The 24,038-nt window shown below is 70.0% G+C and carries 19 protein-coding genes; 11 read left to right on the forward strand and 8 right to left on the reverse strand.

Features of this window, described 5'->3' with window-relative positions; translation table 11 throughout:
- Nucleotides 1-826: 826 nt before the first annotated feature.
- From KRAD_RS21525 to KRAD_RS21545, 4 genes are all read right to left on the reverse strand, one after another.
- A complete protein-coding gene (locus tag KRAD_RS21525; RefSeq protein WP_012087815.1) occupies nt 827-1,522 on the reverse strand; it encodes a GNAT family N-acetyltransferase in 696 nt (231 codons plus the stop codon).
- 182 nt (nt 1,523-1,704) lie between these two features.
- Complete coding sequence (locus tag KRAD_RS21530; protein ID WP_012087816.1) at nt 1,705-2,469, reverse strand: amidohydrolase family protein; 765 nt, start codon at nt 2,467-2,469, stop codon at nt 1,705-1,707.
- A 525-nt stretch (nt 2,470-2,994) separates the two neighbouring features.
- Entirely contained in the window at nt 2,995-3,507 is a 513-nt protein-coding gene (gene rraA, locus KRAD_RS21535; protein WP_012087817.1) for a ribonuclease E activity regulator RraA, read from the reverse strand.
- 372 nt (nt 3,508-3,879) lie between these two features.
- A complete protein-coding gene (locus KRAD_RS21545; protein ID WP_012087819.1) occupies nt 3,880-4,602 on the reverse strand; it encodes a GntR family transcriptional regulator in 723 nt (240 codons plus the stop codon).
- Between the two features lie 587 nt (nt 4,603-5,189).
- Here KRAD_RS21545 and KRAD_RS21550 point away from each other — a divergent pair.
- The 7 genes from KRAD_RS21550 (at nt 5,190) to glpX (ending at nt 12,883) form a co-directional block, all read left to right on the forward strand.
- Entirely contained in the window at nt 5,190-6,587 is a 1,398-nt protein-coding gene (locus tag KRAD_RS21550) for a CitMHS family transporter (RefSeq protein ID WP_157873695.1), read from the forward strand.
- A 127-nt stretch (nt 6,588-6,714) separates the two neighbouring features.
- The gene (locus KRAD_RS21555) at nt 6,715-7,848 is read left to right on the forward strand and encodes an isocitrate/isopropylmalate dehydrogenase family protein (protein ID WP_012087821.1); all 1,134 of its coding nucleotides are present in this window, start codon (nt 6,715-6,717) and stop codon (nt 7,846-7,848) included.
- Between the two features lie 174 nt (nt 7,849-8,022).
- Nucleotides 8,023-8,748, forward strand: a complete 726-nt coding sequence (locus KRAD_RS21560) for an aspartate/glutamate racemase family protein (RefSeq protein WP_012087822.1) — start codon at nt 8,023-8,025, stop codon at nt 8,746-8,748.
- A 128-nt stretch (nt 8,749-8,876) separates the two neighbouring features.
- Complete coding sequence (locus KRAD_RS21565; protein WP_012087823.1) at nt 8,877-10,412, forward strand: four-carbon acid sugar kinase family protein; 1,536 nt, start codon at nt 8,877-8,879, stop codon at nt 10,410-10,412.
- A gap of 71 nt (nt 10,413-10,483) precedes the next feature.
- Complete coding sequence (gene otnC, locus KRAD_RS21570) at nt 10,484-11,089, forward strand: 3-oxo-tetronate 4-phosphate decarboxylase (protein WP_041293693.1); 606 nt, start codon at nt 10,484-10,486, stop codon at nt 11,087-11,089.
- A 103-nt stretch (nt 11,090-11,192) separates the two neighbouring features.
- Nucleotides 11,193-11,633: a universal stress protein gene (locus tag KRAD_RS21575; RefSeq protein ID WP_012087825.1), complete on the forward strand. Its 441-nt coding sequence runs from the start codon at nt 11,193-11,195 to the stop codon at nt 11,631-11,633.
- A gap of 197 nt (nt 11,634-11,830) precedes the next feature.
- The gene (gene glpX, locus KRAD_RS21580; RefSeq protein ID WP_012087826.1) at nt 11,831-12,883 is read left to right on the forward strand and encodes a class II fructose-bisphosphatase; all 1,053 of its coding nucleotides are present in this window, start codon (nt 11,831-11,833) and stop codon (nt 12,881-12,883) included.
- Nucleotides 12,884-13,320: 437 nt separating this feature from the next.
- Here the strand turns inward: glpX and KRAD_RS26715 are convergent, their stop codons facing one another.
- Nucleotides 13,321-13,494, reverse strand: a complete 174-nt coding sequence (locus tag KRAD_RS26715; RefSeq protein ID WP_203417648.1) for a hypothetical protein — start codon at nt 13,492-13,494, stop codon at nt 13,321-13,323.
- A gap of 56 nt (nt 13,495-13,550) precedes the next feature.
- Between KRAD_RS26715 and KRAD_RS21590 the strand changes: the two genes are divergently transcribed.
- Nucleotides 13,551-14,282: an endo alpha-1,4 polygalactosaminidase gene (locus KRAD_RS21590; protein ID WP_041292332.1), complete on the forward strand. Its 732-nt coding sequence runs from the start codon at nt 13,551-13,553 to the stop codon at nt 14,280-14,282.
- 444 nt (nt 14,283-14,726) lie between these two features.
- Here KRAD_RS21590 and KRAD_RS21595 read toward each other — a convergent pair whose 3' ends face one another.
- From KRAD_RS21595 to KRAD_RS21605, 3 genes are all read right to left on the reverse strand, one after another.
- The gene (locus KRAD_RS21595; RefSeq protein ID WP_012087830.1) at nt 14,727-15,419 is read right to left on the reverse strand and encodes a TetR/AcrR family transcriptional regulator; all 693 of its coding nucleotides are present in this window, start codon (nt 15,417-15,419) and stop codon (nt 14,727-14,729) included.
- Nucleotides 15,416-17,029, reverse strand: coding sequence for an MFS transporter (locus KRAD_RS21600; protein ID WP_012087831.1), 1,614 nt, complete (start codon nt 17,027-17,029; stop codon nt 15,416-15,418). Before KRAD_RS21600 ends, KRAD_RS21595 begins: the two co-directional genes overlap by 4 nt.
- 174 nt (nt 17,030-17,203) lie before the next feature.
- On the reverse strand, nt 17,204-18,577 hold the full coding sequence (locus KRAD_RS21605) for a cation:proton antiporter domain-containing protein (protein ID WP_012087832.1): 1,374 nt from the start codon (nt 18,575-18,577) through the stop codon (nt 17,204-17,206).
- Between the two features lie 694 nt (nt 18,578-19,271).
- On the opposite strand from KRAD_RS21605, the gene KRAD_RS21610 reads away from it, so the two are divergent.
- The 3 genes from KRAD_RS21610 to KRAD_RS21625 all read left to right on the forward strand — a co-directional run bounded on the left by KRAD_RS21610 (nt 19,272) and on the right by KRAD_RS21625 (nt 23,886).
- Nucleotides 19,272-20,960, forward strand: coding sequence for a phosphatidylglycerol lysyltransferase domain-containing protein (locus KRAD_RS21610; RefSeq protein WP_049821561.1), 1,689 nt, complete (start codon nt 19,272-19,274; stop codon nt 20,958-20,960).
- A gap of 188 nt (nt 20,961-21,148) precedes the next feature.
- Nucleotides 21,149-21,805, forward strand: a complete 657-nt coding sequence (locus tag KRAD_RS21615; protein ID WP_012087834.1) for a DedA family protein — start codon at nt 21,149-21,151, stop codon at nt 21,803-21,805.
- 701 nt (nt 21,806-22,506) lie between these two features.
- Entirely contained in the window at nt 22,507-23,886 is a 1,380-nt protein-coding gene (locus tag KRAD_RS21625; RefSeq protein WP_012087837.1) for a flavin monoamine oxidase family protein, read from the forward strand.
- Nucleotides 23,887-24,038 lie beyond the last annotated feature (152 nt).

The following is a 24,038-nucleotide window of genomic DNA, read 5'->3' on the forward strand; positions in this document are numbered from 1 at the left end:
CCGTTTCACCGCTGCTCCTCCTAGCACGTGCGGTCAGCCGGTGCCGAGCCGCGGACCGGGCCAGCGTAAGTGGCAGCACGAGGGGCACGCACGGGCCGGGTTGGGGCCCGGCAAGGCACCAAGGCCGGCGGTGCCCGCAGCGCCGCCCCGACCGGCGCCGCCCCACGGGGTGCGAAGCCGACGGCGGTAGCGGTCGAAGTGGCACTGCCCTCCAGCGTCACCTTCAGCGCGGAGCTGTACGAAGAGGTCACCCACCGCCCCCTGCCCGTCGACATCGGCACTCTGTCGACATCGGCACTCTGCGGCTGCTGCGCGGTTCTCCGCTGTGCTTGGACGTGTACACGTGGCTGACGTGCCGGATGAGCTACCTGCGCAAGACGGTGGTGGTGACGTGGGAGCAGTTGCGCTTCCAGTTCGACCGCCAGGTGTCCACTCCCTGCGGGTACCGTCACTTCCGCGCCGGCTTCTGCGAGGCGTCGCGGTGGGTGCTGGCCATCTACCGGGGGGCGAAGGTGAATGAGGTCGCCAACGGCATTCGGCCACGGCCCTCCCCACCGCACGTGGGTCGGGATCCTCGCCGCGCGCTGAACCAGGACGGTGAACCAGGACGGTCTGCCCTCTTTTCACGGGCTTGCGCGTAGCGGGGTGGGCCGCAGGGGGGCCGGTGGTGCTGACTTTCCGTTGACGGGGTGTCGACGTTCACGCGGGGTCGCTGCTTGGGGATCGCCGCATTCAGAGGGTGCAGTGATGAATGACGAGGTCCTCCGCGACGGGGCCGAGGGCGAATCGTCCGCGCTAGTGCCGGCCGTTGACGGTCGCCTGCGCTTCAGCCAGTGAGGCGCACCGTGTCGAAACTCATCGCGCGGGTGGTGGTGAAACCGATGCGGTGATAGAGGCCGATTGCTGTGCTGTGGCCGGCGGAGACGTGCAGCACGGGCCGCTCGCCACGGGCCCGGATGCCGGCGGCGACTGCCCGCACCAGCCGGCCCGCCAGCCCGCGGCCGCGTTGGGCGGGATCCGTGCACACCGCGGAAATCTCCGTGGCGCCCGGAACGCGCATCCGCTCACCCGCCATGGCCACCAGTCGTCCCTGCTCCACGATTCCCAGGTAGCGGCCCATCTGCGCGGTACCCGCGAACCATGGACCGGGCTGCGTCCGTGCCACCAGCTCCGCCATCTGCTGCTCGTGGTCTGAGCCAAGCTCCACGATCTCCAAATTGTCCCCGGCGGCAACTGCCGTCCCCTCCATCTGCAAGCCGTGGAACTGGCGCACCAGGCTCCACGTCGCGGGGGGTTGTACCGGCTGCGTACCGAGGTGCACGACGATGACGGTCTCGCCTGGTTGACACAGTGCCGCCAGGTCTGACCAGTCCTCCCCGCGTGGCTCCAGCGGCAGACCCGCGAAGATCGCGAATTGTGGCGCGTAGCGGGCAGCGCGCCCGCGCACCGCGCCGAACCGCTGCTGAGGGCCGTGTAAAGCAGACAGAACGGGGTTGGACAAGACATCGTCGAGCTCACTCACCAGATGACTATCGCTCCCCCCTCGGCCGGCCTTGCAAGTGGGTACCCACCGGCAGTGCGCGTCGACCCCACAGAGGAATCTTTGCGGAGTTCGCCGCGGGAGGAGCGCAAGCTGTGATGGTCACTCCCGCCGCCGGGCGCAGCACCATAGCCAAGACGGGTCTTTGGTCCTCCGGCTTCGGGTCAGGGCCGGTAGAGCGCGATGGCATTGTCACTGAAGGCGGCAGCGGTGAGGTCGAGCTCGTCAAGGGTGTCGACGATCAGATCGAGATCGGAGTCGGTGAAGCGCCGGGGTGCTCGTGTGCTGGGCAGGTCGGTCCCGGCTAGGAGCGCAGCAGGGTTGGCTCGGGCGATGTCGCGCAGGGCGGCGGGTACATCGAGGTCACCACGGCTGAAGCCGGTGGCCTTGACGAAGGCGCCCTGCTCGACCAGGCGGAGCAGATGCGGCAGGCCCTCGCGAGACAGGCCGAGGTGGTCGATGCAGATCCGCGGGAGCGCGCTGAGCGTGCCAGTCAGGTCAGGTAGGTCGGCTGCGTCGATGTAGAGCTCGGTGTGCCACCCTGCGAGGTCGTGAACCCGCCGCGCCAGCCGGTCGAGCTGGTCGAGGCTCTCCGAGCCGCCTCGGCGGACGTTGAACCGAATGGCACGAACGCCGGCGGCGGCCAAGGCGCGAATCTGCTCGTCCGGGGTAGTGATTGGTAGCTGGGTCACGCCCACGAAGCCGGCGCCGAGGTCGGCGAGGGCGGCCAGCAGATAGCTCTGATCAAAGCGCTGAAAGGAGCCAGACACCACAGCCCCGCCGATGACGCCGAGGGTAGCGGCGCTCGCGCGGTAGTCCTCGGTCGTGAACGCCGGGGGGAGGTACCCGTCATTGGGAACCAGTGGGTACCGGGGATCGATGATGTGCAGGTGCGCGTCGAAAAGCGGGGGGCGAGCAGCGACGGCCATGGACTCATTGTGTCGGCGAGCTGAGGGCTGGCGAGCTGGGACCGGTCAAGAGGGAACCCGGGCTCAGGGTCGGCGATCATCCCGCGCTTCAAGCTGCATCGTCCCCTGACCGCGCACCGCTTCTTGATCAAGACGGCAGCGAGATCGAACGCTTCTACGAGGCAGTGAGATCCAAGCGACGCGATCTCCACCTAGGGCGCCGCCCTAGCCAAGGGCATTGCTGCGCACGTCGCCCACCCAACCAGCCAACCAGCCTGGCCGGCTAGGCGTAAACCTGGACCTGGACCGAGTCCTGAACACCGCTACCACGATCAGCATTCGCACCAATAACCGGGTGTTGCGCTAGAGCCCGACGGCTACTTCGCCAGTGTCGCGGCCGGAAGTGACGACACCGAGAGCCCTCCGGCAAGGCGGTAGCGGTGACGGTCGTGTTCACGGCGGTGGGCGGCCGCGGTCAAACCCACCTCACCGCGCATGTGAGTGAGGAGACTCAACCCCACGTCCAGGCCGGTGGATGGACCTGCTCTAAGCGGGCAAGACGACGACCCCGTCGTCGTCGGACCACAGGTGATGTCCGGGGGTGAAGGTGCAGCCGCCGAACTCGACGGGCACGTCCTTCTCGCCTGCCCCCGTCTTGGCGCTCTTGCGTGGGTTGGAGCCCAGGGCCTTGATCCCCAGTTCAATGCCGGCGAGGACGGCGACGTCGCGCACCGCGCCGTGGATGACGACCCCGGCCCAGCCGTTGCGGGTGGCGATGTCGGCGATCATGTCGCCCATCAGGGCGGTGTGCAGGGAGCCGGCGCCGTCGACCACGAGGACCTGCCCGTGTCCGGCTTCGCTGAGGACGGACTTGAGCAGGGCGTTGTCCTCGAAGCAGCGCACCGTGCGGATGGCGCCGCTGAAGGCGCGGTGGGCACCGAACTGCCGCAGCGGCGTGTCGCAGGAGCCGAGGCGCTTGCCGTGCTCGTCGTAGAGGTCGGCGGTGGTGAATGGGGCTGGGGCGGGAGTCGGGGTGGAAGCCGGGGTGGGGGAGGTCATTGCAGGCTCCTGGCGTGTCAGGGGTGTGGGTGGGGACGGGCCAAATGAAGGCTCAGGTGCAGCGACGGTGCCTACCCGCTTCCTCCGGGTGATCGTCCTCCGGATCGTCGTCCTCCGGTGGGCGGTTGCGGCCCGTCAGTACGTGGTCGCCGGCGTGGAGCACGCCCAGCTTCAGGGTCCGGTGGGCCGTTGCGGGAGGCAGCGCGAAAGTGACCACCTGGGCAGCACGGCTTGGGTCGGTAGCCATGTCCCCGGCCACGGAGCTCCTCGCGGTAGGTACGACGCTCACCACCTGGTGCACCCCGCTTTCGCTACCAACTGGTGCACCCTGCCTCGCTCACCGTCGCGCCTACCGTCGCGCCCACCGCGTGCTCAGCCTTGGGCGACGGCGGTACTGGTGGGCAGTTCGGGGGAGTGCGGCTTGGCCAGGCGCCAGGCCGACTTCGCGCCCAGGCTGGTCTCGATGTGGGCGAACATCACCTGCGAGGCGCCTTCGGCGTCGCCGGCGGTGATCGCTTCGAGGAGCTGATGGTGCTCACCGGCTTTCATCGCCCGCTCCTGCTCGCTGCGCTCGACCTGCAGTCCGTGCAGGCGGTAGCGGTCGGCGGTGTCCCACAGCCCGTCGAGGGATTCGATGAGGATGGCGTTGTGGGAGGCGCGGTAGATCGCGGTGTGGAAGCGGCGGTGATGAGCCAGCTGGTCCCACGTCGGCTTGCCTGGCAGGGCGTCCAGGCCTTCGAGAGCAGCACGCATCTCGGCGAGTTCAGCCTTGGTGCGCCGTTCCGCGGCCAGCGCAGCGGCCAGCGGGTCCAGGGAGCGACGCATCTCCAGCAGGTCACGGGCTTCGGTGGCGTCCAGCGCGCTGACCCGGGCGTCGCGGTGGGCGTCGAGCTCTACCAGGCCCTGCTGCTTGAGTCGGCGCAGCGCCTCACGCAGGGGAGTGGTGCTGATTCCGATCCGGCGTGCCAGGGCGGCCTGGTGGATCACCGCGCCGGGCTCCAGCTGCCCTGACAGGATCAGCTCCCGCACCCGGGTGTAGGCGAAGTCGCTCTTCGTGGCGAAGGCGTCCACGTTGAGGTCGGCGTTGACGGTCATGGTGCTCCTGGTCTCGACGGCGGTTATAACGCTACCGCCCGCTTGGCTCCATGACTACTGCCCAGGGTCTACTCCATGCATTCAAGGACGGCCGGTGAGAGCACCGAATGCACCCGCTCGCGGGGGCCCTCTGCGTAGGCAGAGGCTCTTGATTGGGCAGTAGGACGTCTCGTCGTTCGTGCCTCACGTTCTGTGGGGCGGGTCACTAGAGGAGAAGGGGGCGTGGTGTCCGGCGTTGACGAGGACCAGCGCTCGTTATAACCTCGCTCCAGCGCCGCAGCCATGGACCCTTCGCGAGCTACGGCGGAACCACAGCTCCAGGGGGCTGCACCTCGTGTGCGCCTCCGCCTCGATCGCCCCGTCTCCTCGTCGCAGCCCGGCGAGGTGACGCTCTGCTCGCCGTCGGTGCGGTGCCGTCGTCGCCGCCGTCACCGACGGTCCTCCACGTGACCCGACGTGACCCGACGTGCCACCCGTTGACTTTCCCCTTCACCCGGCTCACCTGCCCCTGGTGCAGGTGGATCGCCTCGAACCCCCAAGGAGCGACGTTGCTCGCAGTTCTAGGCTTCGCCACACTGATCTCATTCATGATCGTGGTCATGAGACGCTGGGCCACGGCCTTCGTCGCCATCATCGCCGCCCCCATCGTCTTCGCCCTGATCGCCGGGCGGGGCCTGGACCTGCCCGACATGATGGAAGCCGGCCTGGAGACCACGGCCCCCACCGCAGCCCTGCTGCTGTTCGCCGTCCTCTACTTCGGCCTGATGATGGACCTGAAGCTGTTCGACCCCCTGACCAACTTCATCCTGCGCATCTCCAAGGGTGACCCGCTGCGCATCAGCGTCGGCACCGCCGTCGTCGCCCTCGCGGTGGCGCTGGACGGGGACGGCACTACCACCTACATGATCGTCTGCTCGGCGTTCATCCCGCTGTACCGCCGCCTGGGCATGAACCCGCTGATCATCGCCGTCCTGGCCACCATGTCCCTGGGCCTGATCTCCGGCTCCACCCCCTGGGGCGGGGCCGCCACCCGCGCCATCAGCGTCATGCACCTGGACGCCGGGGACTACTTCGTCCCCCTCATCCCTTCCCTCGCGTTGACCTCGGTGTTCATCCTCCTTGTCGCCGTCGTCCTGGGCCTGCGCGAACGACGTCGGGTCGACGCCGACCTGATCGTCGAACTCGCCGCGGAGATCCGCGCCGGCTCCCGATCTGGCGGCTCCAGTGGTTCCGGCGGCGTGGCCACCATGCTCGGCGGCGGCGCGCACTCCGCTGCGGCTGCCGCTGCTGCCGGTATCGGCGCCGGTGATGGTTCCACCATGGCCGCCGGTGCTGCCGCTGGCGCGGGCACCGCGACGGGCGGTATCGGGTGGCGCTACTGGTTCAACCTCGTCCTCACCGTCACCCTGCTGGTGCTGCTGGTGCTGGACCTGGCGCCGCTGGTCATCCTCTTCATGGTCGCCTTCGTCATCGCCCTGCTGGTCAACGTCCCCACCCGCCACGAACAGGGCGAGCTCATCAAGACCCACGGCGCCAACGCCGTTCCCGTCGTCATCCTCGTCCTGGCCGCCGGCATCTTCACCGGCATCCTGTCCGAAACCGGGATGATCAGTGCGATGGCGAACTCGCTGCTGTCGGTCGTGCCCGACTCCCTGGGCGGTCTGGTCCCGCTGTTCACCGCCCTCATCAGCATCCCGCTGGGCTTCTTCATGTCCAACGACGCCTTCTTCTTCGGGATCCTGCCCGTGCTGGCGGAGTCGGCCTCCACCTACGGCATCCACCCGATGGAGATCGCCCGCGCCGGGGTCGTGGGGCAGATGGCCCACATGATCGGCCCGGCCTCCGCGCCGCTGTGGGTGCTCCTGGGCCTGCTGAAGAAGGAGCTCGGCGACTTCCAGCGCTTCGCCATCGGCTGGGTCGTCGTGGTCTCCCTGATCTTCGCCGGGTTCTGCGTCCTCACTGGCGCGATCTCCGTCTCCCTCTGAGCGCGCCCGGGTCCCCCGCGAGACGGGGGACCCGGGACCCGCCACACCGCTCCACCCGATGTCTCTACTCGAACCGATCCACGCACGCAGCGTCAACGACTGCGCGTCGACAGATGGGAACACCACGATGAGCACCGCCTCCACCGCGACGACCACCGCGACGACCCCGGCCGCGCCTGCCGTGGGGTCGAAGCAGTACAGCCTCGCCGTCCTGCACGGCGACGGCATCGGCCCGGAGATCGTCCCGGCCTCGGTGAAGATCCTCGACGCGGCCGTGGCCGCCGCCGGCGCCACGCCCATCGCCTGGACCGAGCTGCCGTTGGGGCGCTCCGCCATCGACGAGTACGGCGAGCACACCCCCACCAAGACCCTCGACGCCCTCGACGAGGTCGACGGCTGGCTGCTGGGCCCCCACGACAGCGCCGCCTACCCCGAGCCCTACCGCTCCCAGCTGAACCCTTCGGGCACCATCCGCAAGCACTTCGGCCTCTTCGCCAACATCCGTCCCGCCAAGGCCTTCCGCGGCGGCAACGCCATCGTCGAGGGCACCGACCTGGTCATCGTGCGGGAGAACACCGAAGGCTTCTACGCCGACCGCAACACCTTCGCCGGCACCGGCGAGATGATGCCCACCCCCGACGTGGCGATCATGCACGGCATCATCACCCGCGCCGCGACCGAACGCATCGCCCACGAGGCCTTCCAGTTGGCCCGCACCCGCGACAAGCGCGTGACCATCGTCCACAAGGCCAACGTGCTGAAGATGACTACCGGTCTCTTCCGCGACGTCTGCCGCGAGGTGGGGAAGCAGTACCCCGACGTCGCCATCAACGACTTCCACATCGACGCCGCCACCGTGCACCTGGTGCGCCGGGCGGACAAGTTCGACGTCATCGTCACCGAGAACATGTTCGGCGACATCCTCTCCGACCTCGCCGGGGAGGTCGCCGGCTCCCTCGGCATCGCGCCCTCGATCAACTCTTCCGCCACCCACGCCATGGCTCAGGCCTCGCACGGTTCGGCTCCCGACATCGCCGGGCGCGACATCGCCAACCCGATCGCGATGATCCTCTCCAGCGCGATGCTGCTGCGCTGGTTGGCGGCGAAGTTCGACGACGAGAAGATCGCCCGCGCCGCTGACATCGTCGAAGCCGCCGTCGACCTCACCGTCGCCGAGGGCGCCACCACCCCTGACATGGGCGGCACCTCCTCCTGCAGCGGCTTCGCCGACGCCGTCGTGGCCGCGACCGCGCGCGTCTGACGGTTCGCAGTACCGGGTAGCGACCCGCCCAACCGGGCGGGTCGCGGCCCGGATCGCACCGGACCGCGTAGGACCGGAGCGCACCGGATCGCGCCGCACCGGATCGCGCCGCACCGGACCGCGCCGCACCGGACCGCGCAGGACGATCACCGACCGCACGCCGCAGGAGAACCCATGTCCCCCGCTCAGCTCCCCGCCCAGCTCCCCGCTGGGAGCGCCCCGCGTCCGCTGGTCGCGCTCATCAGTGCCACCCCGGCCTCCATTCCGCCGGTCACCGCCGCCTTCGCCGACGCCTTCCCCGACGCGGTGCTGTGGAACATCCTCGACGACCGCCTCCTGCCTGAAGCCGAACAGCGCGGTGGGGTCACCGACGAACTGGCTCAGCGGATGGGCCGCCTCATCGAGCACGCCGTGCGCGAGGGTGCTGACGCTGTGCTGCTGACCTGCTCGCTGTACGGGCCGGTCACCGCCGCCCTGCGTGAGGCAGCCCCCGTGCCGCTGCTGCCCCCCGACGGCGCGGCCTTCGACGCCGTCCTGCGCTCCGGTCACCGTCGGATCCTGCTGGTGGCCTCCAACCCGGCCTCGATGAACGACAGCCGGCGACGGCTGCTGCAGCAGGCCGCGAGCGAAGGCCTCCAGGTGGAGGTCGACGCGGTGGTCGTGCCCGGCGCGGTGCGACCCGCGTTGGAGGGGGACCAGGAGGCTTTGACCGAGGCCCTGTACTCCGCCCTGCTGCCGGCCCTGGCCGAGCACCCCGACACCGGGGCGGTGCTGCTGGCGCAGTACTCCCTGGCCCCAGCCGCACCGGCGCTGGCCTCCGAGCTGGGCCGGCGCGTCTACAGCAGCCCGCAAGCGGCAGCGGAGCTGCTGCACCAGCAGCTGACGGCGGGCGTGCGGTGACCGACTCCACGTCCAGCCCCATCTCCAACCCCACGTTCAACCCGCTGTCGAGCCCGTTGTCGAGCCCGTTGTCGAGCCCGTTGTCGAGCCCGGTGTCGAGCCCGTTGTCGGACTATGGGACTGCTCCCGTGATCGGTGCCATCGCTGATGACTTCACCGGGGCCACCGACGTCGCTGTGGCCTTCCGCCGTGCCGGTCTGCGTGTCGCGGTGCACTTCGGTGTCCCCACTGCCGCCTCGGCTGCGGTCGAGGCGGGCTTGGATGCGGTCGTGGTTGCGTTGAAGTCGCGCACGATCGAGCCCACCGAAGCGGTCGAGCAGTCTTTGCAGGCTGCGCGCTGGCTGCAGGATCAAGGCGTCCGTCAGCTGTACTTCAAGTACTGCTCGACCTTCGACTCCACCGCTCGCGGCAACATCGGCCCCGTCGCTGACGCGCTGCTGGAGCTCACAGGAGCCGCCACCACCGTGGTAGTGCCGGCTTCCCCGGCCCACGGCCGCACCCAGTACCTGGGCAACCTGTTCGTCGGTGACGTGCCGCTGGCGGAGTCTCCCATGCGCCACCACCCGCTGACGCCGATGACCGACAGCAACGTGCAGCGTCTGCTGCAGGGGCAGACCACGCATCCCACCGCGCTGCTCACCCGATCGGTGGTGGCCCGCGGCGCGGCAGCGGTGCGCCAGTCGCTGCAGGCCGCGGCTGCCGCCGGCACCGACTACGTCGTCGTCGACGCCCTCGACGAGCAGGACCTGCTCACCATCGGGCAGGCGTGCGTTGACCTGCCCCTGCTGACCGGGGCCGCCGGCCTGGCTGGTGGCCTCGGCGCCGCCCTGGCTCAGCGCGAGCGCGCCGTGTCACAGCGAGCCGCAGGGACGGCATCGCCCCCCGTCGAGGGCACGCTGAGTGCGGATGCGCCCGGTGCGGATGCGACGGGTGGGGACGTGCCCGGTGGGGACGTGCCCGGTGGGGGACCGGCTGCGGTGCTGGCCGGCAGCTGCTCCGCTCGCACCCTGGAGCAGCTCACCGCGCTGCGCACTGCAGCCCCCGGGAGCTCCGCGCACCCGGCGCACTTCCTGGACGCGGTGCAAACCCCTGACGCCGCAGCCTTGGCCGAGCAGGCTTTGAACTGGTACGAGCAGCAGGACCCCGCCGGCCCCGCCCCGCTGATCTACTCCTCCCAGCCGCCGCAGCAGCTGCGCGCTGCGCAGCAGGCCCTCGGTGTCGAACGGGCCTCGCTGATCCTGGAGGAGGCCACCGGCCTCATCGCCCGCGGCCTCGCCGAGCGGGGAGTTCGTCGCCTGGTCGTGGCCGGTGGGGAGACCTCCGGTGCAGTCGTCACCGCCTTGGGCGTCAGCGACGGGCTCATCGGCTCCGAGGCCGCCCCCGGTGTCCCCTGGATCCGCACCGCACGCCCCGAGACCGGCCGTGGTGCCACCCAGGGGGCCGACGACGGAGACGGCAGGCACCTGTGGTTGCTGCTCAAGTCCGGCAACTTCGGCGACCCGCAGCTGCTCGTGCGCGCCGCCGACACGGCGAGCCCGGCCAGCTCCGGTGACACGGGGAGCCCGGCCAGCTCCGGTGACACGGCGAGCCCGGCCAGCTCCGGTGACACGGCGAGCCCGGCCAGCTCCGGTGACACCGCCACCGAGACCGCGGTGCCGGCGTGAGCGCCCCGGGAGCGTCGAAGGCGGCGGGAACGAGCCGGCCGGGTGCTGCTGAGACCAGCGGGGAGGATCAGCTGCGCCGTGACGTCGTCGCGTGCGCCCGGTCACTGTTCACCCGCGGCCTGACCCACGGCAGCACCGGCAACATCAGTGTCCGCACCCAGGGTGGGTTCCTCATCACCCCCACCGGCTCCAGCCTGGGCACCGTCGAACCCGACGAGCTGTCCCTGGTTGACCTGACCGGCACCCACCTGGAGGGGCCGAAACCCTCCAAGGAGGCGTTCCTGCACGCCGCGGTGCTGCGGGCCCGCCCCGGGACGAACGCGGTGGTGCACACCCACTCCACCCACGCTGCGGCCGTCTCCTGCCTGGACGGCCTCGACCCAGCCGACGCCCTGCCCCCGCTGACCGCCTACTTCGCCATGCGCATCGGCACCCTGCCCCTGCTGCCCTACCACGCCCCCGGCGACACCGCGCTGGAGGCGCTCGCCGAGGACACCGCCCGCAGCCACCTGGCAATGCTGCTCAGCAACCACGGCCCCGTCGTCGCCGGCGCCACGCTCAGCGCGGCACTGGACGCCCTGGAAGAGCTGGAGGAGACCGCGAAGCTGCACCTGCTGCTCACCGGGCACCGCACTCGCCCGCTGACCCCGCACGAGGCCGCCCGCCTCGCCCCCTGACCCTGAAGGCCGGTTGTGACTCTGCCCTGGCCCTGGCCCTGCCCTGGTCGCGACCTCGCCCTGTGACCCTTCGCCTCGAGGCGAGCGGAAGAGGAGAACAGCTGTGAACCCTGTGCACTCCGGATCGGCCGCTGCAGCCGCAGCGCCCAGCATCGTCGTCCACACCAGCGAACGCCCTGAGGGCGCCGCGGCGCTGCGCTGGGCGCTGCAGCACGTCGAGGAGCGAGCCGCCCAGTACCCCGGAACCACCACCGTCCACGTGGTCCTCAGCCACAGTGACCGTGAAGGGGGGCGCACGTTCTTCTCCCCGGCGGTCCTGGAGGACCTGCAGGCGCAGCTGAGCGGCTCCGGCCTGCCGCACCAGGTGCACGAACCCACCGATGACCCCGCCGGGCAGGTCATCGACCTCGCCGAGAACGTGCAGGCGCAGCTGGTCGTCACCGGCGTGGCGCGACGCTCCGCCACGATGAAGTTCATCCTGGGCAGCCACACCCAGCGCATCCTCCTAGGCGCGGACTGCCCGGTCGTGGCCGTCAAGCACTGACCCGCGAGACCCACGAAGGTGTCCGCTCACCGATCCGCGCGCGGTCTGTGCAGGTAGCGCAAACCCGGCCAGCGGAACCCGGAGCAGCACGCTCACCACGGATCAACGCGCGTCACCGGTACGACGACCTTCCTCGCCGTGGGCTGAGGAAAGCCCTGCCGCCTGCGGAAGCACCATCCATCTCGAGAGACGAGCCCATGGCCCCCCACGACATCCAACCCCTGCGCTACCAGCTGCCTGACCGTAACCTCGGCCTGGACCTGATGCGTGCCACCGAGGCCGCGGCGATGGCGGCGGGACAGTGGGCCGGACGGGGAGAGAAGAACAGCGGCGACGCCGCAGCGGTCGACGCCATGCGGGAGGTGCTCGCCGGGGTGTCCATGCGCGGGCGCATCGTCATCGGGGAGGGGGAGAAGGACGAAGCGCCGATGCTGCACAACGGTGAGCTCGTCGGGGACGGCAGCGGCCCGCAGATCGACATCGCCGTCGACCCCGTCGACGGCACCACCCTGCTGGCCAGCGGCATGCCCAACGCCATCGCCGTCATCGCCGCCTCCGACCGCGGCAGCATGTACGACCCCCGTGACGTCTTCTACATGCACAAGCTCGTCGTCGGCCCCGCAGCAGCCGGCCGCGTCGACATCGACGCCCCCGTGGCCGACACCATCGCCACGGTGGCCAAGGCGAAGGCAGTGGGCGGCGCCGACATCACCGTCGCCATCCTGGACCGCCCGCGTCACGCCGGGTTGATCAGCGCGGTACGTCAGGCCGGAGCGCGCATCAAGCTCTTCTCCGACGGCGACGTCGCCGCCTCCATCGCCGCGGCGAGCCCCGGCTCCTCGATCGACATCCTGCTGGGGATCGGCGGTACTCCCGAAGGCATCATCACCGCGTGCGCCATGAAGGCCATGGGTGGACAGATCCAAGCTCGCCTGCACGCCGGTGACGACGATGCCCGCCGCCGCGCATTGGAGGCCGGACACGACCTCCATCGGATTTTGCACACCGACGACCTCGTGGCTGGCGACAACACCTTCTTCGTCGCTACCGGCATCACCGACGGGGACCTGCTGGCCGGGGTCCACTACGTCCCGGGGGGTGCGCGGACCAGATCGCTGGTGATGCGCTCACGCAGCGGCACCGTCCGCTCCGTCACCAGCGATCACTGCCTGAGCAAGGTGGAGCGCTACAGCGGCGGCGCGGACCTGGGCGCGGACCTGGGCGCAGATCGGGGTGCGGACCCGCTGTAGGCGGCGCTGCGGTGCCGCGTGTGGACTCATCGCGGCGGAAGGTTCGTCGAACCGGCCCGATTGGTGGGCTGGTCGAGGGGTGTCGGCGTGGATGCCTAGAACGGGCACTCGAGCCGGCAGCGGCCGCTTCTGCACTCACGCACCCGAAGAGGAAGAACGTCATCAGCCGGGCCAACGGCGCACGCCGGAAACAAGGGGCCTCGACGACATCAGCGCACGGCGGCTGCTTCTTGCGCCCGGTACAGTCGCGTGCTCATCAAGCCCAGTAGCGAAGCGGTCGCTGCTGGACGAAGGCCAGCGGAGGCAGGGTGCGTGATGCCCAGGGAGGATCCGGATGATCACGTCGTCCCGTCTCGCGCCGGCGGGGCGCGCGACGTCGACGGCCTCGGCGGTGGTGGCGGCCCTGTCCGGCTCGGTACTGCTGGTCGGGTGCGCTCTCATGCCACCTCAAGACTCCTCACACGTCCCTCCGCCCGGCTCAGCCCCAGCATCGGCGCCAGCATCGGCGCCAGCATCGGCGCCAGCATCGGCGCCAGCATCGGCGTCAGCATCGGCGTCAGCATCGGCGTCAGCATCGGCGTCAGCATCGGCGTCAGCATCGGCGTCAGCATCGGCGTCGACGCTGGCGGGGCCCGCACAGGCGCCGGCGAGCGACTCCTCGCCTCCTGTGGCCCTCCCGCCGGTAGACGGCGGGTTCGACTACCAACTGGGCGGGCCTCACACCCCACCGCCAGGGGTGAGCATCGTGGAGCGCGACCGCATTGAGGCCCCGGCTCAGGTGGGGTACGACATCTGCTACGTCAACGGCTTCCAGACCCAGCCCGAGGACTCGGCCGTCTTCGCGGCGCAGCACCCTGAGCTGCTCGTGCTGGTCAACGGCGCGCCGCTGGTCGACGAAGGCTGGCCCGATGAGTACCTCTTCGACACCTCCACGGCCCGTGGGCGGGCTGCGCTGGTCCAGATCGTGGGAGCGTGGATCACCGGGTGCGCCGACGCCGGGTACGAGGCCGTGGAGATCGACAACGTGGACTCCTACACCCGCTCACGGTCCGTCCTCACCGTCGAGGACAACCTCGCGCTCGCGCAGGAGTACGCCCGGTTGGCCCACGCGGCTGGTCTGGCCATCGCGCAGAAGAACACCGCCGAGCAGTCGGTGCGGCTGCGGGCGATGGGGTACGACTTCGCGGTGACGGAGTCTTGTGTCGAGTTCGAGGAATGCTCGGCCTACCAGGACCAGTACCCCGTCGTGCTGGACGTCGAGTACACCGACGAGCTGGGGGACGACGGCTTCACCGCGGCGTGCCGCGACGGTGACCATCCCAGATCCATGATCCTGCGTGATCATGACTTGGTCACCCCTGAGGACCCGGGATACACCTACCGGCGCTGCGGCACCTGATGTCCCCACGCCGCGGGACAGTACCCGGCCACCTACCGCGGTTTCCCCGCCCGCCCCAGCGTCAGTGAGCGAATTCCGGGGCTCACGCGCGCGGACGAACCACCGGCTCCACGGAGTCGGCAATGAGGTGCCGGATGGGGTCGGATGGAGTCGTAGGAGCGGGCGTCGTGGGTGGGGGTGAGGTGAACCCAGTCAGTGAGGGTGATGATTCGTGCGAGGTCGTGGCGCACCCGGGAGGGGTTGCTGTCGACCAGGGCGCGCATCAGCAGCGGGCGTCAACGCGCCAGCCATCACGACGAGACGCGCTAGGACGGTCGTCTTGCCGGGTCGAAACGATCCAGCTGTGCCAGGAGGTGCTCCAGCCGTGCCGGTGAGTACTTCATGTTGGTTCTGATACCCGTTCCTGACGGCCCGGCATCATCGGGTGAAGGCGGCAACCTTTGGTCACGTCGCCTCGGTGAGGGCCAGCAGGCCGTCGCGGGCGAGGCCGATCTCGTCGTCGTTGATGTAGGCGCCCATGGCGAGGGCGGCGGCGACACCTTCGGCGGCGAACTGCACGATCAGGGTGCGTTGGGGGTCGAGGCCGTCGCGGGCGAAGGTCTCGCGCCACCAGTTCGCGTCGGTGTGCAGGAGGTCGGCGACTTCGGCGATGACGTCGACGCCGTTCCAGGCGGAGGGGGCGAAGGTGTTGACCGCTTCCTGGCTGGAGCCGCACAGGGCGCGCACGTAGCCGCGCAGGACCTTGCCGGGGCGGTTCTCGGCGAGGTCGACGTGGGCCATCACTTCGTCGCGGAAGCGGGCGAGGCCGGCTTCGACGACGGCGATGATGAGGGCGTCGCGGGTGGGGAAGTGGTAGAGCAGCCCGCCCTTGGAGACTTCGGCGCGCGCGGCGACGTCGGCGAGGCTGAAGCCGGTGCCGCGTTCGTGCAGCAGCTGGTCGGTGGCTTCGAGCAGGGCGCGGCGGGTGCGTTCACGGTCCCTGGTCGCAGGCTGGGCCCTGGTCGCGGGCTGCTCGCGGGTGGGCGAGGGCTTGCGGCTCGTCGTCGCCTTGGCTGTCTTCGTGGCTGTCTTCTTGTCCGTCGTGGCGCCGGCGCCCGACGTCGTCGGGGTGGTGGCTCGCTGCCCGGTGGGGCTCATCGTGCGGTGTCCTTTCCGAGCGGGGAGGGGATGGTGCGCCAGGCGACGATTGCGGACACGACCAGCAGCAGCGCCGCGATCACGGAGGTGACCTGCATGGCCTCGGTGAAGGCGTGCTGGGCGGCGGCCATGATGCCAGTCGCGGCGGTGGTGTCCAGTGAGCCACGCCCCAGGGCGGCGGCTGCTCCGGCGAGGGAGTCTTCGATCGCGGTCCGCAGGCCATCGGGCAGCGTCGCGGGCAGCGCACCGGAGCCTTCGAGGTTGGCGCGGTAGAGGGCGACCTGGAGCGAGCCCAGGACGGCGATGCCCAGGGCCACGCCGAGCTCGTAGGCGGTTTCTGAGACCGAGGACGCCGCGCCGGCGCGTTCCTTGGGGACGGCGCTGACCACGGCGTCGGTGGCCAGGGTGGTGGACAGGCCCGCGCCCAGACCGCAGACGGCGATGGCCACGCACAGCAGCAGGTACCCGGAGACGCCTTCGGCGGCGGCCAGCAGGCCCAGGCCGAGGGCGGAGGTGAGCATGCCGATCGCGATGGCCCGCCCACGCCCGAAGCGGCCCAGGACGAAGCCGGCGATGGCGATCACGGCCATCGAGGCCAGCGTGGCGGGCAGTTCGATCAGCCCGGCCTGCAGAGGGCTCAGGCCCCGGACCAGCTGCAGGTACTGGGAGAAGAAGAACAGCAGCCCGATGAAGGCGAAGATCGCGATGGTCTCGGCGGCGACGGCCCCGGCGAAGGCGGGCACCTTGAACAGCGAGACGTCGACCAGCGGGTGGGTCAGGCGCCGCTGACGGCGCACGAACACCGCACCGGCGATCAGGCCGATGACGGCGGTGAGCACGACGGAGGCGTCGAAGCCGCTGCCGGCCAGGTGCTTGATGGCGTAGACGATCGGGACGATGGTCAGCACCGACAGGGCCGCGGAGGGCAAGTCGATGCGGTTGCCGGCCGGGTTGCGCGATTCGGGCAGCAGGGCGATACCGGCGATCAGGACGATGAGCATGACGGGGACGTTGAGCAAGAAGACCGAGCCCCACCAGAAGTGCTCCAGCAGTGCCCCACCGATGAGGGGGCCGATGGCCGCGCCGCCGGTGGCGCCGGCGGCCCAGACCGCGACGGCGGTGGCGCGCTGGCGGGGGTCATCGAAGAGGTTGCGCAGGATCGACAGGGTCGAGGGCATGATCATCGCGCCGAAGAAGCCGAGGAAGGCGCGGGCGGCGATGAGCAGTTCGGGGTTGGGGGCGAAGGCACCCAGGGTGGAGCTGAGGCCGAAGCCGACGCTGCCGATGAGCAGCAGGCGTTTGCGCCCGACGCGGTCGGCGACGTTGCCCATCGTCACCAGCAGTCCGGCGATCATGAAGGAGTAGATGTCGCCGGTCCACAGGATCTGGGTGCCGCTGGGGTTCAGGTCAGCGGTCAAGGCGGGGATGGCCAAGGCCAGGACGGTGCCGTCGACGGCGAGGAGCACCACGGCCAGAGTGAGGACGATCAGGGCCAGCCAGGCGCGCTTGCCGGCGCGGGCGGGACCGGCGCCGGTGGTGACGCCGATGACGCCGGTGGGGCCGGCAGTGCCAGTCGGGCCGGTGGGGCCGGCGGGAGGAGTCGTGGTCACCTGACCACCATATACGTTTTAGTCGGTACAACAAGCCGATCGGTCAGTTGGGGTCCGAAAGAGTGACCAGCGAGGAGCTTCGCTGGGGCTGGGGCTGGGGCTGATGCAGCGGGGCAGGTCATCGCTCTCCAGGTCGTGCCTCTGGTGCTGCGCAACGGGGATCGATGTCTGAGATCAGTGTCTGGGGTCCTGGCTGGGGCCGTCCTGGCTGGGGCCGTCCTGAGCGGCGGCCTCCGAGGCGGCGGGTGAGGCGGCGGGTGAGGCGGCGGGTGAGGCGGGTCGCGGCGCTCGGGTCAGGCGCTGGATGAGGGGGTTCGCCAGGGGGCCGTGCAGGAGCACGCTGCCCAGCAGGGTCAGCACCGTGATGAGCAAGACGGTGTCGGCCACCACCCCGGTCAAGGAGTTGTAGGCCAGCAGACCGAAGACGATGGACGTCGTCCCTCGCGCCCCCAGCACCCCCAGCAGCACCCGTTCACGACCCGGCATCCCAGAGCGCGCGGTGCCGACCCACACCGGCAGCAGACGCACGAGCGTCAGGGCCACCAGCGTGAAGAGCAGCACCGGCCACGGCACGCCCCCGGCGAAGGCGAGCACGCAGGCGCTGCCCACCAGGAACCACACCGCCATCACCGCCAAGCCGGTCACGTCGTGCAGGAAACGGAAGTCCTCCTCCCGGGTGAGCAGGAGCTGCTGGCGCTCGCCGTCTGGCCGTGTCCTAGCGGCCAGGGCTGCTACGACGCGGTGCACGTTGGCGAAGACGGCCCCGGCCACGAAGGAGGCGACGAAGCCGTTGCCGTTCCAGGCCAGCGTCACGGCGTACGTCAGCAGCGGGGCCATCAGCACCAACATCCGCCGCGCCGAGGCGTCCACCCAGCCGCGGGCGGCGGCCGCGTGCAAGCCGCCAGCCAACGCGGCGCCGACGACCACCCCCACCACCAGAGCCTTCAGGGCGTACGGCAGCGCGGTGGCCAGCCCACCGAGAGGGTCCTCCTGACCGCGCGGTCCAACGGCCAGGGCGATCGCGAAGAGGAACAGCGGGGAGATAAGAGCGTCGTTGTAGCCGCTCTCCAGGTTCAGTGTCGTCCGCACCCGGCTGCTCAGCCGCGTGTGCTTCAGCAGACGTTCGGCGGCGGCGAAGTCGGTGGGGACCACGATGCAGGCGATCACCAGCAGGACCGGCCACGTCAAGCCGCCCTGGGCCCCAGGGCCGCCGAGCAGAGGCACACCCAAGGCCACCGTCAGTCCGATGCTCAGGGGCATCGCCAGCAGCAGGACCCGTGCCAGCAGTCGGGGATGAGACCCGAAGAGTCGTCCCCCGCGCACCATCGTGGCGTCGGAGAACAGCAGCAGCGCCAAGACGACTTCGACCACGTGCTGAGCCACGGTGGTGTTCAGCGCCTCGACGGCCGAGCCTGACGTCAGCAGCGGCGCCAGTGCCCCCATCACCAGCATCGCCGTCGCGGGGCCGGCCAGCCAGCGGTCCAGCACTCGCGCCAGCAGCGAGCGCACGATGATCGCGCCCGCGATCATCGCCAGGGTCAGCGTCACCGTCCGGCCTCACCGGTATCGGCGGCGGCGGCGGAGGAGGCGGAGGAGGCGGCGGTATCGGTATCGGCGTCGGTGCCGTTCTCGGCTGTGGTCGGGGCCAGCCTGCTGCTCGCTTGCACTCGCCTCACGTACGTCACGCGTCCTCCATCACCTGGTCACGAGCCAGTCATGGGCTCGAACATCCACCTTACAGACTATATGGTCGGCAAAACAGACCGCGTAGACTTCTCGTGCGTACGCTGCCAGTCCACTGCGCACGACGTCCGTTCTTCCCATCGGCGCCTCAGAGAGCGACCCCAACCGTGATCTCCCTCCACCGCACCTGCGGACCGTTGCCCCCTCAGGCGCCGTCCGTTCCGGCACCGCTCGTTCAGCCGTCCGTTCAGACGTCGCTACCGCAGACTCTGAGGCTTCTCGCGCAGCCCACGGATGCTGGCCGACCATCGAAAAGCTGCGCCCGCCCCGCCGCCTTGCGGGCGGTCGCTTTCCGGGCAGTTGCCTTCCAGGCAGTCGCCTCCCAAGCAGTTGAGGAGCGGGTTGTCGCCCGAGGTGCCTCCCGTATTCGCGCTGAGCATGACCGCGCCAGCGGAGGTCGCTCGTGACGGGGGCGGTGACTGGGGCGACGGACCGGTCGATGGAGCCGTCGATGGAGCCGTCGACGGGGCGGTCGACGGAGCAGTCGTTCGAGGGGTCGATGAGGCGTTCGCCGTCACTGGTCGCCCGGGCTGCCACAGCCATCACGCTGCTCTACTCCGCCTTCGGCGTCATGTCGATCTTGCTGGCCTTGACCCCGGCGGTGCGCGCTGTGGCCGAGCAGGTCGACTTCGAGCGCAACGCGTGGGTCTACGTCCTGGGCTGGCCCAGCTTCGGATACGGCACCCTCCTGCTGCTGCTGGCCCGCTCCCTGCGCAAGCGCAAGCGGGCCGCCTGGCGGGTCCTGGCCGCCGTCGTCACCCTCAACACCCTCGGCGCCGTGGCCCTGGTGCTCACCTACCGCAACGCCCAGGCGTGGGCGGTGCTGGCCGTCTTCGTCCTGCTGCTGGCGGTGGTGCTCTACGCCCAGCCCGCGTTCACCGTACTGGGGGACCCGAAGAACCTGCGTGCGGCGGTGAGGGTGCTGGCGGTGCTGCTGGGGGTGTGCCTGCTGCTGGGCAGCACGCTCGTGACGGTCCTGGACGCCTCCCACGCCGGGTACCTGCAGCACCTGGCCTACACCTTCACCGCCGCGCTGACCTCGGTGGAGCTGTTCGAACCCGGACCGCTCACGCTGCAGTTGCCGCACTGGGTCGGTGTGCTGCTCAACACCATCGGCACCCTCGCCCTGCTGGGAGCCGGCTGGGCCCTGTTCGGGCCCCGCCGCGATCAGCGCGCCCACACCGCGGCCGACGACGCCGCCCTGCGCCGGCTGCTGGCTACGGCCGGCCCCCAAGACTCCCTGGGCTACTTCGCCCTGCGCCCGGACAAGTCGCTCGTCTTCTCCGCCAGCGGCAAGGCGGCCATCGCCTACCGCACCATCGGCGACGTCTGCTTGGCCAGCGGTGACCCGCTGGGGCACTCCTCGGCCTGGCCGGAGGTCATCGAGGCGTGGAGGATGCTGCTGCGCGAGCACGGCTGGATCCCCGCCGTCCTGGGCGCCTCCGAACGCGGCGCCCAGGCCTACGCCACCGCGGGCCTAGACGCCCTGGAACTGGGCGATGAAGCAGTAGTGGACACCACCACCTTCTCCCTGGAAGGCCGCGCGGTGCGCAGCCTGCGCCAGGCCGTCAACCGCGTCGCCCGCACGGGGATGAGCGTCCGGCTGCGCCGGCAAGGTGACGTAGCCCCCGCTGAGCTGGTTCGGCTGGCCGAGCTCGCCGAGCACTGGCGAGCCGGTGAGGTCGAGCGGGGCTTCTCCATGGCGTTGGGCCGGGTGGGCGAGCCCGGTGACGACGACCTGCTGATCGCCGAGTGCCTCGACGCGCAGGGTCGTAGCTGCGCCTTGCTGACCTTCGTGCCCTGGGGGAGGGACGGCTTGTCGCTGGATCTGATGCGCCGGGACCGTGACGTGGAGCTCAACGGCCTGACCGAGTTCGCCGTGACCTCGGTCCTGACCCATGCCCCAGAACTCGGCGTCCAGCGAGTGTCGCTGAACTTCGCCGTTTTCCGCACCGCCTTCGACCGCGGTGGCCGGCTAGGCGCCGGCCCCGTCCTGCGGCTGTGGCGGCGAGTGCTCACCTTCGGGTCCCGGTGGTGGCAGCTGGAGTCCCTGTACCGGGCCAACGTGAAGTACCAGCCGCAGTGGACCCCCCGCTTCCTGTGCTTCGCCAGTGCCCGCGACGTCCCCAAGATCGGCATTGCCGCGGCCCGCGCGGAAGGCTTCCTCCCCTCCAAGCTACCCGGCTGACCGGTGGCCCGCCCCCACGCAGACCGTCGACAGCCCTTGCGGCCATGAGCTGTCGAAGCCTGTTCGTGCTCACATGAACCACTGCCTCGAAGGAGAACCGGACATGCTCATCGATCGCCGAGAACCCCGCCGGATCCGAGGAGAACAGCCATCACCCGCCTGGACCGGGAGAGGTCGGGTGCGACGACATGGGTGATCTGCTCTCCCCGGACCGGTTGCTGACCACCTTCGGCGCCTTCGGCATCTTTGTCGTCCTCTTCGCCGAGACGGGCCTGCTCATCGGCTTCTTCCTGCCCGGGGACACCTTGTTGATCGCGGCCGGTCTGCTGGCCGCGACCCCGGTCACCGCTGCGGTGCACCTGGATCTGGGGGCGGTGCTGGTGGGGGCGGTCGCCGGGGCCCTGATCGGCGCGCAAGTCGGTTACCACATCGGGCGCCGGTTCGGTCCCGGGTTGCTGCAGCGACCGGAGGGTTCACGCATCGGCGCGGGCATGCGCCGCTCTCAGGACCTGCTGGAGCGTTTCGGTCCGGGCAAGGCCATCGTGCTGGCCCGGTTCGTCCCTGTGGCCCGCACCCTGATGAACCCCCTGGCCGGAGCCACCGGTGTGCCGGCGCGCCGGTTCCTGCTGTGGCAGGCAGCCGGCGGGGTGCTGTGGACCGTAGGCATCATCCTGCTCGGCTACTTCCTCGGTGCCACCGTCCCGAACATCGAGGTCTACCTCATCCCGGCCTTGATCCTCATCACCGTAGCCAGCGTGTTGCCCCTGGTTGTGCGCTCGATGCGGCAACGCCGCACCACCGAGAGGCAGCAGGCGAACACCGACCAGACCGACGTCCTCAGCTGACCCCGGCTAAGTCGTGACCGTGCCCAGGACCCGCTCCGCAGGATGGGCATCGAGAGGGAGGAACTGGTGACGCACCAGCGACTGCGCGTCAAAGCTTGGCGTCTGCCCGGAGACACGCACAGGACGCGGATCCCGCTCAAGCTGATCCGCCTCGCCGCTGTCCGCGCCCTGTTGCGCACGGGGCTGCGACACCTTAGTGCGCCGGACATTACCCGCGAAGTACTCGCCATCACCGGGACTCGCACGAAGCGACGGCCCTGAATGCCAGCCGCGTCATCAGCCGCGGCGTCAGCAACGGTGTCATCAGCCGTGTCGTCGGTCGCGTCACCACTCGAGGCACAGCATGCGGCGCCTGAGCGTCCTGGGCCTGAGCGTTCTACATCGCAAGGTTCTGTGCTCGACGGTTCGGCGGCGGGTGGAGCCGGTGCGGGGTGTCCAGGGATGGAGCACCGCGTGCAGATCACGCGACTGCAGTCGGTCGTGGACCGGCCGGAGAAGGCCTCTGATCCACTTTCAGACCATCCGTGCTTTACAGCCGACCGATCGGTACGTAAGGTGGTGCTCAATAGCCAAGGGGCCCGTCGCACGCCGCAGTCACCCACACGTCACGCGACTCCCCTCACCGACCTTCAGCCGCCGTCCCCCGCGCTACCGAGCCAACTGGGGTAGCGGCGCAAGATCACGATGAACGGAGCACGACCATGAGCAGTGCCATCACCCGATCCGTCGACCGATCTGTCGACGTCGTCGTCGTGGGCGCCGGCCTCGCCGGTTTGGCCGCCGCCGACCAGCTCGTTCAGGCCGGCCACGACGTCGTCATCGTCGAGGGTCGTGACCGTATCGGCGGCCGGATCCACACCACCGAGGTCGCCGGCGTCCCCGTCGACGCCGGCGCGACCTGGGTCGGCCCGCACCACACCGAAGTGCGCGACCTCGCCAGCCGGCTCGGCGTCCAACTCGTGCCCCAGTTCCACACGGGCAAAGGATTGCTGTCCTTCAACGGGCGCCGCCGCGTCGAAAGCGCCACAGCCATGGCGCCGTGGGTTGTGCTCGACCTGACGCGGATCCTGGGCGCCCTGCAGAAGCTGGCCGACAGCCTGTCCGTCGAGGCGCCCTGGAAGCACCCGGATGCCGAGAAGCTGGACTCGGTATCCCTGGGGGAGTGGCTGACGTCCAAGCTGGCGCTCAAGGGCACCCGAAAGTTCGTGAACATGATCAGCCTGGTGCATTGGGGGGCGCCGGTCGGCGACGTCTCCCTGTTCAACGTGCTGCGCTACATCAAGACCCTCGGCAGTCTCGACATCATGCTCAGCGTCGAGGGCGGTGACCAGCAGGACCGCATCCTCGGCACAGCCCACGGACTGGTCAGCCGTTACGCCGAGGCCGTGGACGCGCCGATCCTGCTCAACTCCCCGGTGCAGCGCATCACCACCGCCGCAGAGCGCGTCACGGTCCACACCGCCGAGGGCATGATCGAGGCCCGCTACGTGATCATGACCGCTTCACCCATGCACCGCGCCCAGATCGAGTTCTCCCCGGCGCTGCCCGAGCAGCACTACGGCCTGTCCCGCAGTTGGCGGCTAGGTTCGCTGAGCAAGGCGTTCGTCGCCTACGACCGCCCCTTCTGGCGCAGCGAGGGCCTCTCGGCAGAGTCCGTCTCCGATGACGACACCGTCTTCCTCACCTTCGACGTCAGCCCTTCGCCCGAGGGTCCTGGGATTCTCATGGTCTTCTGCGACGGGCGCCGGTTCGACGGTTTCGAGGAGCCCGAACGGCGCCGTCGCGTCCTCGAGCAGGTCGTCCACCTGTACGGGGAGCGAGCCCGGCACCCCCTCGACTACACCGACTTCTCCTGGGGCAATGACTCCTTCGCTGCCGGTGGACCCAACCCCGCGGTCGCGCCGAAGGCGTGGACCTCCTTCGGGCGGTACCTGCGCGAGCCGGTCGGACTGGTGCACTGGGCCGGCAGCGAGACTGCCGACGCCTTCAGCGGAACCATGAACGGCGCCCTCCTGTCGGGACAGCGCGCAGCACGCGAGGTCACCACCCGGCTGGCGACGGAGGCAGCCACCAGCCAGTGAGGAGCAGAGCTGTCGTTCCCCCATGTGGTGACGGTCCTGCGGTGACGGTCTCCCCATGGTGGGGCCTGCCCTGACCCGCCCGGTCGACCCCGGGGATCCGATCTTTCCAGTCTCCTCCCCGCCCTTCTCCTCGCCGTTCTCCCCGCCGTCGC

This window comes from Kineococcus radiotolerans SRS30216 = ATCC BAA-149, from assembly GCF_000017305.1.
GTDB lineage: Bacteria > Actinomycetota > Actinomycetes > Actinomycetales > Kineococcaceae > Kineococcus > Kineococcus radiotolerans.